This window comes from Mesorhizobium tamadayense (assembly GCF_003863365.1).
GTDB classification, from domain to species: domain Bacteria; phylum Pseudomonadota; class Alphaproteobacteria; order Rhizobiales; family Rhizobiaceae; genus Mesorhizobium; species Mesorhizobium tamadayense.
This window is the reverse complement of record NZ_RQXT01000015.1, coordinates 72,489-84,504: the sequence shown is the minus strand read 5'-3', so window position 1 is coordinate 84,504 and position 12,016 is coordinate 72,489. Positions and strand designations below refer to the sequence as shown.

Below are 12,016 nucleotides of genomic sequence, written 5' to 3'. Positions count from 1 at the left end.
CGATATGACGAAGACGAGAATTCGGCCGTCATCGACTGCTCTGCAACAGCGCTTAGCCTGCTCAACGAGAACATGGCTCAAACGTGCTGTGATCCGCTCGTCTTTAGAGCCGATCAGGCCTTTGCGAGCGGCAGCACGAAGCGTCTGCCGCACGACAAACTTCTGCTCGCCGGCATGTCCTCATTGGCATCCTTACGGATCAGGCTCCGCATGCGCTTCTTTTTCGCAACTTCGCAACAAGGCGCCAGACGGTCACCGAGTTGCTTGAGTTCGCTCTCGTGAATGTTGCGCTCGAGGACAATTTCGCGCGACCATGAACAAGGTTGCGGGAACCATCGCTCCAGACATCCGTTCGGCTTCTGAGTGAGATTTGAGTGTCAGAATTCGATGTCGAAGCAGCCCTTCGCTCGTTCGGTGGCTTTCCAAGAAAGAAAAGCAGTTGCAACTTGAGAACAGCTGGCCTTAAGCTGCGCTGCCTACATGACTGCAATCTGATCGGGGTGTCCCGTTGACTCGGAACATCGCCGACCTACTGCCGACTACTCATTCCTGGTGGCCAAGCCCTTTTCTACAGGTAGCGCCGCTCCCGCATTCGCCACCCTCTGAGACGCAATATCTCGAATACAAACAGCTTGCCTTTGCGCACACTGTCTTCAAGCGGACTCGCCTTTGCCAGATGCGCCGCAACCGCGCTGGCCAACATGCAACCTGTCCCGCGCATCGACGCGTTTAGGCGCGGGGTGGCAAAGCGGACTGGTTCACGATCGGGGCGCAACAGAATATCGGCTGATCGAGGTCCTGATGCATGCCCGCCCTTGATCAGCAGGGCCTGAGGCCCGGCGGCCAGCAGTCTTTGTCCTTGTTGAAGCGCGCTTCCCTCATCCATCGCCAATTCCGAGCCGACAAGGAGCGCCAACTCGATGAGATTGGGCGTGACGACACGGCAAAGCGGCATCAGATCGCGTTTCATGGCGGCGATGGCGTCCGTTTCGAGTAGTGCTCGGCCTGAAGTGGAGGCCAGCACCGGGTCGAGCACTGTCGGCACCTGCGGATTTTCGAGCAGCACGCCGGCAACGGCAACGACGATCTCCGCCGTCGCAAGCATGCCGATCTTGATGGCCGCCACCTTGTTGGCCTGCAGCGCAGCGCGCATCTGATCGGCTACCAGGCCTGGTGGCGAATGATGGATTTCCATCACAGCATCATGCGTCTGCGCCGTCACCGCAGTGACGGCCAGGCAAGTGCGTACGCCAAGGGAAGAGATCGTCTCGATGTCGCGGGCAATTCCAGCCCCGCCGCTGGAGTCCGATCCACCGACGACAAGCACATGCGGTTCTCGCCTCAGCGCCATTGGTCCGTCTTTTCGATCCATTCCCTGGTACGCGCTTCGGGATCGACGTTCAGCGTGATGTCGGTGACCACGGCCGCACTGTCCGCTCCAGCCGCGAAGACACCGTCGAGCCGGTCAGGATTGAGGCCACCAATGGCGACCAATGGGACAGGTGCGACCCGGCGCTTCCACTCGTCGATCCGTTCGACCCCTTGCGGCGCCCATGTCATCTTCTTCAGGATGGTGGGATAGATCGGACCCAGCGCAACATAGTTGGGTTCGGCAAACATGGCCGTTTCCAGCTCGACATGATCATGGGTGCTCAGCCCGAGCCTCACGCCGGCTGCCCGTATCGCCAAGAGGTTGGCGGTCTGCAAATCCTCCTGACCGAGATGGATGAAGTCGCAACCTTCCTCGATTGCCAGGCGCCAATGGTCGTTGACGATCAGCTGGCACTGGTGCTCGGCGCACAAGGCCTTTGCCTGGCGGATCTCCGCGCGCAACCCAGCCTCATCCACGGTCTTGATGCGCAGTTGCACAAGTCGGACGCCGAGTGGGACTAGCCGTTCGATCCAGGCGGCGCTGTCGACGATCAGGTAGAAGGGGTCGAGCTTCATGCAAAAACCGCCTTGCCGAATGTCGGCGTCGATGGCACCGCGACATCGCGCGGTTCGAGCATTCCCGAACCAAAAGCTTCGCGACCGGCTTCGACCGCCTTGCCGAACGCACGCGCCATGCCGACCGGATCGGCCGCCTTGGCGATCGCCGTGTTCAGCAGCACGGCATCAAAGCCGAGCTCCATGACGGTCGCTGCGTGCGATGGTCGCCCAAGGCCCGCATCCACGATCAGCGGGACGCCAGGGAAATGTCCACGCATCGAGCGCAGCGCCGTCATGTTGACTGGCCCGAGAGCGGAACCGATCGGTGCGCACCACGGCATCAGGACCTGGCAGCCCGCCTCCAGCAGCCGCTCGGCGACAACAAGATCGTCGGTGGTATAGGGGAATACCGAAAAGCCGTCATCGCACAGGATGCGGGCGGCTTCGACCAGGCCGAAGACATCCGGCTGCAGCGTGTCGTGGTTGCCGATCACTTCGAGTTTGATCCAGCTCGTGCCGAACACTTCGCGCGCCATCTTCGCGGTCGTGACCGCTTCCTTGACGGAGTGGCAGCCGGCGGTGTTCGGCAGGATTCTCGTGCCGAGCGAGCGGATCAGCGACCAGAATTTTTCGCCGGCCCTGCCGCCTGCCATTTCACGCCGCAACGCGACGGTCACCACCGACGTTCCAGACGCCTTGACCGCGTCGGCAAGGATGGCCGGCGAAGGATATTGAGCCGTGCCGAGAAGCAGCCGCGAGGAAAGCGCCGTTCCAAGAAGATCGAACATGCTAGCCTCCCTGCATGGGTGAGAGGATTTCGATCCGGTCGCCGTCGCTCAACTGGAACTCCGCCCGGTTGGCTTTGTGCACGAGGTCGCTGTTGACGGCCGTCGCCAGCCAATCGCCCTCGTAGTCAAGCGCCGCGAGCAGCGCCGCCAGCGTTGGGGCATCAATCTCAAGCGCTTCGCCGTTGACGGTCAGTTTCATGAGCAAGCTCCACGGGTTTGTCGTGACTGAAGATGAGTTCGGCCGCCTGGCGCGCCATGGCGGGCGCGAGAAGAAAGCCATGGCGATAAAGCCCGTTGATTGCGACGGTGCTTCCATGGGCCTCGACACGCGGCAGGTTGTCGGGAAAGGCTGGACGGACGCCGACACCGGCCTCAACGATCTCGGCCTCGCCGAATGCCGGATGGAGCGCACAGGCGGCACCCAGCAGCTCCATCATCGATCGCGCCGTGACCGGTCCGACGGACTGGCTTTCAATCATCGTCGCGCCGATCATGAAACGGTGGTCGGTGCGTGGCACCGTATAAAGCGGAAAGCGCGGATGAAGCAGCCTGACTGGGCGCGACAGCGAGACATCAGGCGTATTCAGGATCAGCATCTCGCCGCGAACGCCGCGCAGTCGGTCATCGCCCGCCGCCATTCCCGTGCATTCGATCTGGCGATCGAAACCGGAAACAGCCGAAGCGTCGGCGCCGAAGTGGAACTCGACGCCCATCGCCGCCAGCCTGTCATAAAATGCCGCCATCGCCTGACGCGGGTCGAGATGGGCTTCGTCGGGGAAGAGCAGTCCGCGGCGGAAGCGGCCGGCGAGGTCGGGCTCGAGCAACACGATTTCATCTTCATCGACACGCCGATGACCCGAGGTGCGGCTGGCGAGCCGGTCGAGCTCGCCCGCATCGCGCGGCGCGGCCACGACCAGTGTTCCGGCCCGTGTCACCTGACCCGGCAGTACCGCATCCCACCAGTCGGCGGCATCGCGTCCGAGATCCAGCACTGGCTGCTCCGCGCTTTCACACTCGCACCATGGCGCCAGCATGCCGCCGGCGAACCACGACGCATTGCCGCCAAGAGCATCTCTTGCCTCGGCAACTGTAACCGCCGCGCCGCGGATGGCGAGTTCGAAGGCAGCGGTGAGGCCGGCGACACCGGCCCCTTTGACCAGAACCCTCATGATGGCTCATGCGCCTGTGGCATGAGCGGTGCGCCGGTCTCGTCCGCCGGCACGTAGAGATCGCCGCCCTCGCGATACTTCGCCGCCATCGCCGCCATCCCCTCCTTCTGCGCCTCGGCGCGAATGTCGTGGGAGATGCGCATCGAGCAGAATTTCGGCCCGCACATCGAGCAGAAATGCGCCAGCTTGTGCGCCTCCTTGGGCAAGGTCTGGTCATGGAAGGACCGCGCGGTTTCGGGATCGAGCGACAGGTTGAACTGGTCCTCCCAGCGGAACTCGAAGCGCGCGCGGGAAAGGGCATCATCCCTGACTTTCGCCGCTGGATGCCGCTTCGCGAGGTCGGCGGCATGGGCGGCGATCTTGTAGGTGATCACGCCGATCTTGACGTCGTTGCGATCGGGAAGGCCGAGATGTTCCTTCGGCGTGACGTAGCAGAGCATGGCCGTGCCGAACCAGCCGATCATGGCGGCACCGATACCTGAGGTGATGTGGTCATAGCCCGGCGCGATGTCGGTCGTCAGCGGTCCAAGCGTATAGAATGGCGCCTCGCCGCACACGGCGAGCTGCTTGTCCATGTTCTCCTTGATCTTGTGCATCGGCACGTGGCCGGGCCCCTCGATCATCACCTGGCAATCCTTGGCCCAGGCGATCTTCGTCAGCTCGCCGAGCGTTTCCAGTTCGGCGAATTGCGCCGCGTCGTTGGCATCGGCGATGGAGCCCGGACGAAGGCCGTCGCCGAGCGAAAAGGACACGTCATAGGCACGGCAGATGTCGCAGATTTCCGCGAAATGCTCGTAAAGGAAACTCTCCCTGTGATGGTGGAGGCACCATTTGGCCATGATCGAGCCGCCGCGCGAGACGATGCCCGTGACCCGGTCGACGGTCAGGGGGATGTAGTGCAGGCGCACGCCGGCGTGGATGGTGAAGTAGTCGACACCCTGTTCGGCCTGTTCGATCAGCGTGTCGCGGTAGACCTCCCATGTCAGGTCCTCGGCAATGCCGTTGACCTTTTCGAGCGCCTGATAGAGCGGCACCGTGCCGATCGGCACCGGCGCATTGCGCACGATCCAGTCGCGGATGTTGTGGATGTTGCGGCCGGTCGACAGGTCCATCACCGTATCGGCGCCCCAGCGGATCGCCCAGACCATTTTTTCGACTTCCTCGGCCATCGAGGAGGTGACCGCCGAATTGCCGATATTGGCGTTGATCTTCACCAGGAAATTGCGGCCGATGATCATCGGCTCAGCCTCGGGATGGTTGATGTTGGCTGGAATGATCGCTCGTCCGCGTGCCACTTCTTCGCGCACGAATTCCGGCGTGACGAAATCGGGAACGGCCGCGCCGAAGCTTTCGCCGTCGCGCGGCAGCTTGCCGCGGGCGATTTCCCGGCCGAGGTTTTCGCGGATGGCGACGAACTCCATCTCGGGCGTGATGATGCCGGCGCGCGCATAGGCAAGCTGTGTCACCGCCTTGCCGGCCTTGGCCCTGAGCGGTCGGTTGCGGACTGGAAATTCCGGTGTCAGGCGCTCGCCCACCGCAAATCCATTGTCTTCCGGCCGGATATGGCGGCCGTCATAGGCCTCGACATCGCCGCGCGACGTGATCCATTCGTGGCGAAGCCGGGCAAGGCCGTTTTCGATGCTGGTTTCGACAGTCGGGTCGGTGTAGGGGCCTGACGGATCGTAGACGGTGACGGGTGGCTCGCCGGCCGTCGGATGGACGGAGATTTCGCGCATCGGCACCTTGATGTGCGGATGGAGGACGCCGGACTTATGGATCTTCCGTGAGGCAGGCAGCGGTCCCGTCGAGACGGCTGGGGTGAGGGCATTCATCTTGAGGCTCCGTTGCTCATGCATTGGAGACCCAGTTCTGTGCCGGAAGGATGAAAAGACGCTTTGATCTACCTGCTTGGAAACAGGTCTTCGGGCGTGAACTCCCGCAAAGCGCTTGCACCGTCCCTACGCCAGTATGAACTGGATCAGGTTCAACGGGTCACTGCGCCGCGAAAGCAAGCAGTATCTCAGCCCCTTGCCGGGACTCCCCTGGTGAATGCTTGGACTTGAACGGGCCGGCGCTGCTTTGTCAAGCCGCGTTCGGCCCGCAGTCGCTGATCAACCGAAATCCGGCCCAGCTAAAAGTTCAACATCCTGGTCGATCAAGACATCGTGTCCACAAATCGTGAACCGTGAGTGGGGATCGAACTGGCGACGGAGCCACCCTTGACCTATGACGAGGGAGAGGTTTGATTTCGAACCCAGATGTTCTTCCGCAAGTCTGGCACTCCACTGACTGAGACAACTGCCGCGATGCGAGGGAAGCGGCTTCGAGCGAGATCGCCCTGACAGACGCAGGATCGTATCTGCTGAAATGCCGTAGCGCACGAAAAATTGCGAACCCGTCAGATCGACATCCAACGTTCTGCTGCAGCCGGTCCGCGATCCAGAGGAAACACGACATGCTAAGGATGAACCGTACCGCGCTTTACGAACTGGTCTGGTCGAGACCTATGACGGAGATCGCGCGCGAGTTCGGCATCCGCGACCAGCATGTCGCGCAGGCCTGTGATTATCATGATATCGCCAGGCCGCGCGCCGGACATTGGCAGAAGATCGATCATGGCAAGGCGGTGGAAAGGGTTACCCTCAGCAATGACGCTTTTTCTCCCGATGACATTATCATCATCGACTCTACGGGTTGGAAGATCGCCCCAGCATTGCAGGACAGCGACCACGAAACGGCATGGACGGCATCTGCGCCGTGATGCACCTCCTGGCCGTCCGGTGATGCCAAAGCCAGTCGGAGTGCTAAACGCGGAACGGAGGGGAAGCTGCTCGAATTGCCGGCGTTCCATGGGAAGCGTGCCAGGTCGGCGAGCGGATCGAATTCGTTGCCTGCGGCGAAGCAGGTCCATCCAGAGCAAGAACAACTGAACTTGATCTTGTCCTGAATGGACGAAGGTCTCAGCCTGCACATGCGCTACTCCGTGGTACATCCCTCGACAACCTGGCCGTTTGCGAGCCTGGCCCACGCCAAAAGAAAACGCGCAGCAACGATGACGGGTAAGGGTCCCCGTGGCCGCTGGCTCTGATGTCCTGAAGGTAGGACTGAGAATGGCTAACTAGACACAACTAAATTAGTTGAGTCGATTACTCGAGTAGGAGAGCGCCCATGCAGGAATGAATTTCCTCGAAAAAGAAAAACAAAATTTGCCAGGCTCTTGCTGGCGGCTGGATTTAAGGCCTGCATTGGTCCCAAGCGCATCATCATAAAACAGTCGCCAAAGGGGCCTTGAAGCGGTTTAGGTCAGAAGAAGGCCAAACGTAGATTAAATTAGGTCTTTCGTATTACTTACGATGACCCATGCTTCAGTTGGCACCAAAGGTTTGCGCGTAGATCGCCTCGATTCGCCCTGCCTCGTCATCGGTCAGCGCAGCGAATTCCTTTTCGCGCGCGCGGTTTGACAGATGTCCACCGTTCTGGTGCAGGAAGCGGAAGAGCAGATCAGTCAGCCGCTCGGGCATGTCGATAAAGGCGTCCACCTGCTGCCGGAATTGATCGTAGCGCTGCCGAAAAGCGGCTTCCTCGGGAAGGTCCCGTTCGATCGTCCGCTGAACGCAGGCATAGAGGAATTCGGCGTGCAGGGTTGCATCGAAGAATCGATAGAGATCACCGGTGTCATTCAGCACCCGGACGTTGAATTGCGGCGTCGGTTCCCATTCGATCAACGGCACAAGACGGTGCGAATAGCTCTCGAGCACGCCCCTGTACTCGTTGATCTGGTCCAGGATCGCGGCCGAGACCGGAAAGACCACTCCCGGCGGATTGAAGCCGTGGATGGCAAGAACGTGGTGGATTAGGTAGCGGTGAATGCGGCCGTTTCCGTCCTCGAATGGGTGGATATAGACAAAGCCGAAGGCGAGGATTGCGGCGGCGATGACTGCATCAAGGTTTCGCGCGGGGCCTTGATCGAAGGCCACCATTCCATCGATTAGCCGCGGCAGGTCCTCGGGCCGGGCGCTGATGTGATCGGGTAGGGGCATGCGGTTGTCTCGGTCATGCTCACCGACGAAGCCTCCTTCCTTTCGCAAGCCCAGTCTTACGAAGCGGGGGTCGCCGAGTACAATTCTTTGCAGACGCAGCAGCTCATCGCGATCGATCGGTTGGCGGCCGGCTTCGCCGATGGCGCGGCCCCAACGTTGGATGCGATCATGCGGCGGGCGCTCGCCCTCGATCGCGTAGCTTGATCGCGAGTCTTTTTGCAAAAGAAAGGCGGCGGTCCGAGCAAGGATGTCGCGCGGCACGTCCTTCACCATTGCTTCCGCACGCCGCGGTAGTTCAAGGTTGATGAATTTTTCGAGATTCTTAGTGCGGAACACCAGAGGGCAGAACTCAGGCGTGCCGGGAAGATTGTCTCTTATGCGGTAGCGCGAAGCGGTCTTCTCGGGTCCAGGCCACTGCAGCTCGGGGTCGAGAACCGGAACATAGCGTCCGGCCTCCGCGTCCGGCAGATCGATACGCGCGCCCGTCAGCCATTCATATAGAAACCAGATGCGGCGGGCGTAACTGCCGGTCGGGCTTTCACGGACCAGCGCCTCGATCGGCGCGGGACCGGTCACCTGGAACAGCCGCTTGAGGACGGCAAGGTCGAGCCCCTCGTATTTGAGCGCGAAGGTCAGGTGACCTTCGAGGGTTGGGTGTGGGGCATGACGGGGCGTCATGATCCGCCAGCCATCCCTTTCGGTAATGCGATGATGCTCGCCAGTGGCGGACAACGTACGGGGCAAGGGCACGGCGAGCCTGTAGGCACTTATCAGGGCACTATAGCCGGCCGGGGTCGCCGGCTCAGGAAGGCGCATTTCCCGAAAAACGATAACAGCATCTGAAAATTGGTGCTGATACGACTCTGTCATGAAAATCGAACCTTCCTGTCGAATTTTGGCCAACTAGGCCAAAAACTCTGAACAATGATCCTAGTTCATGAAAATTGAGGCCGCAATTCGAATTTTTACGAAAATCGATCCTAAATTCATCGCTTAAGAGCGACTCGTCAGATCAGGAAATGAAGAAATTCCCCGGATTCTGCCTGCCAGAAGGTATTCAAAACGATCGCGCACCCAGTTACGAGAACGCGATATCGGAACCCCGTCATGAGCGTTAAGCGTCACTGGCTGGTGGTTGTAGAAAGCGCAGCCACCATGCAGATGGCCATCTTGCCGGACGCCCCCCGGTGCTTATATTAGTCCGCCGACCCGTTGTCGGCGAAAAATGACGCGCTTGGCACGCACTGCAGCGACCAACCGGCCGACGTTGGCTGTTTCTGATACTCGGTGATGGCGCCAGCGCATTGTTCACGCGTGTCGAAGTTGCTAGGCAACACGACTATCCCCCCCTGCGGACCGGCGACTACCAGATACCAGATCAAGGCTGCGGTTGATGCCATGGTAATTTCCTTTCCTCTGCCCAAGTCTTCGTGACGGCTCCCTGGCGGTGAACACCATGCCTTTGCTGCTCAAATGCGTGGGTACGGCCGCCAGCTTCTTCGGGCGCAACATCCTGCTCCTTTTGTCTGTCGCCACGACCGCACTTGACGGCTCCGGCCAGTTTAACAACGCCCGTGCTGCTCATGACTGCTCCCGTGTTATTAGGGCTTGCAAGCGGTCTCGCCTCGCGCTCGAACGTCGTGCGGTTTGCCGACCCGTTGATGATGAGCCGTCCGACCTGAGCTGGAGTTTCCTCGCAAAGTGGCCGACCTCATATTCTACCTGGCCCGACACTCGGTCGCGGTCACGCAAATACGTTTGGTTTGGTCGCCGATCATGGCGGTCCTCTTTGGAGGAGGACAAGCGCTTCCCGGCGAATGTTGCGCCTCTCTATGCGCCTCCGAGGTGCAGCTTTTGTTTCCATTAGAATGAGCGTTGGAAGCGGATGGTGCCGCCGACGCTGTTCTTTTTTTCGGCGTCAGTCCAATTCACGTTGGAAGTGTCGACCATGCCGACGCCGCAATTGCCGTAGTGGTAGTAGTAGACTTCGACCGTGGCCGTAAAACCTGCAACGACGGTATAGGCGACGTTTGCAGCCACACTATGGTTCTTGATCTGATCACCCGAGAACCGAAGGTTCAACGAATTTTTCTCGGTGACTTTATAAGTGCCGCCGGCCCAGAAGGCCCAGTTGCCGCCCCACTGCTTGTAGAAACCACGACCATGGGCGTCGATGACGTTACTGGAGCCATCGTTGAGCCTGCCATTGGAACCGTAGCCCAACATTGCGAATAGTGAAAATTCGCTGGTGACATTCACGTCGACGCGGACCTTGCTGGCCACCGACCCGTAATTGCTATCATAAGCGACAACGCTGGTGATCGCGCCCCGGCCTTGCGTGTATTTCACGCCGCCCACCACGTGCGGAACATAGCTGTCGATACTACCCACTACGCCCGAGCCTTTTTCGAGTGAAACTACAGCGGAAAGGCCGTTGCCGGCGTCGAAGTAGTACTGAACCGCGTTGGTATCTAGGCCGCCGTACGGAGCAGTCATGTCATTGAGGACGTTGCCGGCATAGCCAATAAACGTGTCGAAGGCGGACCAGTCCTTGCCAACCCGGAGGCCACCAAGCTGGATCCAGGCGAAAGTCAACATGATCTCTCTTTTAGATGCATAGTTCTGAGGAATGTCGGGACCCGAATTGCGGTTCCCGAAGTCGAAGCGGGTTTCGGAATGGGTCTTCAAAGCTCCGAGTTCGGTCTCCTGGCCTGTCCAAATTTTGAATGCGAAGCGCGTGTTGTTTCGCCATGTTCCCCGATGATCGCCAGTCCTCACAGCTGAGGTTCTTGCGCCGTCATTCGAGCCGACGTGCCCGACGCCAATGTCATAACGGACATAGCCGCCGATGCGCAGGCAGCTTTCGGTGCCGGGGATGTAGAAATAGCCAGCGCCATAGACGTCGCAGATCTTGACGTATTCAGCGGGTTCCAGCTCGACGACGGCGTCGGCGGCGCGCGCACCGGAAACTGCGATTATGGCTGAAGCGAAGCCGAGAAGAAGGCTCTTGATGCTCATTCTTGACCTCTATTCAAAGACTAGACAGGGGGTGCACGTCAAAGAGCGAACCATTCATCATTTCCATGATCGGAGAAGAATTGTATCGCACTGGTACTTCTCGGCATGGATATACGTTATAACTCATGCTAAATTGCTCAGGAGAAACTTTAGTTGAGCATGCCAAGATGATAGTTGCCATTATCTAGATAATCTAGTTTCTTTTTGAGAAAATGCAGAGACATACATTAATAGCCATACCTGGTCCCTACGCCACGTGAGAACTAGAGGCCGACATGGGTGTGGATCAAAAAGACGCAATGTAACTGCGGCGCCCGTGTTTCGGCGCGCTGGGTTCGACGCAACTCGTCAGTCAATTCTTCAGTTGTCCCGGGGAATTCAGCACTTCTGAGCCATTGCCATAGCCATAGTCATCTCCGCTATTTGTGTGCAGGCCGTCACAACGGCTTTTCAAAGTTGACCGCGCAAGTCACGTGCCATGCTGAAAACGTAGCTGCGCGCTGACACTGAAATTGGGCGGTACCTTCGCGTCGCGCATCCTTCTTTCTTGCTTGAGGCTCAGGCAGAGCACGAAAACCAAACGTTTCGGACCTGGCTCGTTTGTTCGGTATGCGACAGTTTGGTTCAATGGCGACAACATCGCCTTGGAGCCTGGATTGAGACATCATTCGACGGTACCGCTCGATACGTCAGACGAGATCCCCGCCGACCACGACATAGTATTCACGAGCGAGGTGGGACATGCGATTCTTGGAGGCCGGCCCGCGCCAGTAAGCGGCATGGTCGGGGCCGACGGCCACGCCTCGTCGGTGCGACGCTGATCATGATCCGTGCACCAGCTTGCAAATCAGTCCCGGCAAAGTGATTTCGCAAGCCTGAGAAGATCGACACGTAACCGCCTCTGGATCGGAAGCCGTGCATCGGCCGTTCCGTTTTTGTAGCAGCACATGCGCACATGCGAATTCTCGAAGCGATTGTTATCAGGCATGAATAGGCGCGACGCGCCAATCCGCATTCCCCTGCACGGACGGATCAACTACCGTCCACCTACCGGGATTGGGGTGTCGGGAGC

At 59.5% G+C, this 12,016-nt stretch carries 10 protein-coding genes and 1 riboswitch; of the genes, 1 reads left to right on the top strand and 9 read right to left on the bottom strand.

Features of this window, described 5'->3' with window-relative positions:
• Positions 1–568: 568 nt before the first annotated feature.
• From EH240_RS14640 to thiC, 6 genes are read right to left on the bottom strand one after another with little or no spacing between them, the layout of a single operon-like run.
• Positions 569–1,351, bottom strand: coding sequence for a hydroxymethylpyrimidine/phosphomethylpyrimidine kinase (locus EH240_RS14640; protein WP_124999316.1), 783 nt, complete (start codon positions 1,349–1,351; stop codon positions 569–571).
• Positions 1,342–1,947 (bottom strand): thiamine phosphate synthase, encoded by a 606-nt coding sequence (locus tag EH240_RS14635; RefSeq protein WP_124999314.1) that lies wholly within the window; start codon positions 1,945–1,947, stop codon positions 1,342–1,344. Before EH240_RS14635 ends, EH240_RS14640 begins: the two co-directional genes overlap by 10 nt.
• Positions 1,944–2,717: a thiazole synthase gene (locus EH240_RS14630; RefSeq protein WP_124999312.1), complete on the bottom strand. Its 774-nt coding sequence runs from the start codon at positions 2,715–2,717 to the stop codon at positions 1,944–1,946. Before EH240_RS14630 ends, EH240_RS14635 begins: the two co-directional genes overlap by 4 nt.
• A 1-nt stretch (position 2,718) precedes the next feature.
• Entirely contained in the window at positions 2,719–2,916 is a 198-nt protein-coding gene (gene thiS / locus EH240_RS14625) for a sulfur carrier protein ThiS (RefSeq protein ID WP_124999310.1), read from the bottom strand.
• On the bottom strand, positions 2,885–3,886 hold the full coding sequence (gene thiO / locus EH240_RS14620; RefSeq protein WP_124999308.1) for a glycine oxidase ThiO: 1,002 nt from the start codon (positions 3,884–3,886) through the stop codon (positions 2,885–2,887). Before thiO ends, thiS begins: the two co-directional genes overlap by 32 nt.
• Positions 3,883–5,718: a phosphomethylpyrimidine synthase ThiC gene (gene thiC, locus EH240_RS14615; protein ID WP_124999306.1), complete on the bottom strand. Its 1,836-nt coding sequence runs from the start codon at positions 5,716–5,718 to the stop codon at positions 3,883–3,885. The genes thiO and thiC overlap by 4 nt, the downstream gene beginning before the upstream one ends.
• Positions 5,719–5,823: 105 nt before the next feature.
• A riboswitch (TPP riboswitch) is annotated at positions 5,824–5,940 on the bottom strand.
• A gap of 401 nt (positions 5,941–6,341) precedes the next feature.
• Here thiC and EH240_RS14605 point away from each other — a divergent pair.
• Positions 6,342–6,647, top strand: a complete 306-nt coding sequence (locus tag EH240_RS14605) for a hypothetical protein (RefSeq protein WP_124999301.1) — start codon at positions 6,342–6,344, stop codon at positions 6,645–6,647.
• A 604-nt stretch (positions 6,648–7,251) separates the two neighbouring features.
• On the opposite strand, the gene EH240_RS14600 is transcribed toward EH240_RS14605, so the two are convergent.
• The 3 genes from EH240_RS14600 to EH240_RS14590 form a co-directional block, all read right to left on the bottom strand.
• Positions 7,252–8,796, bottom strand: a complete 1,545-nt coding sequence (locus EH240_RS14600; RefSeq protein ID WP_124999299.1) for a Fic family protein — start codon at positions 8,794–8,796, stop codon at positions 7,252–7,254.
• A gap of 326 nt (positions 8,797–9,122) precedes the next feature.
• Positions 9,123–9,326 carry a hypothetical protein gene (locus tag EH240_RS14595; protein WP_124999297.1) on the bottom strand — a complete coding sequence of 68 codons (204 nt, stop codon included), beginning with the start codon at positions 9,324–9,326 and terminating at the stop codon, positions 9,123–9,125.
• A 463-nt stretch (positions 9,327–9,789) separates the two neighbouring features.
• The gene (locus tag EH240_RS14590) at positions 9,790–10,944 is read right to left on the bottom strand and encodes a porin (RefSeq protein ID WP_124999295.1); all 1,155 of its coding nucleotides are present in this window, start codon (positions 10,942–10,944) and stop codon (positions 9,790–9,792) included.
• Positions 10,945–12,016 lie beyond the last annotated feature (1,072 nt).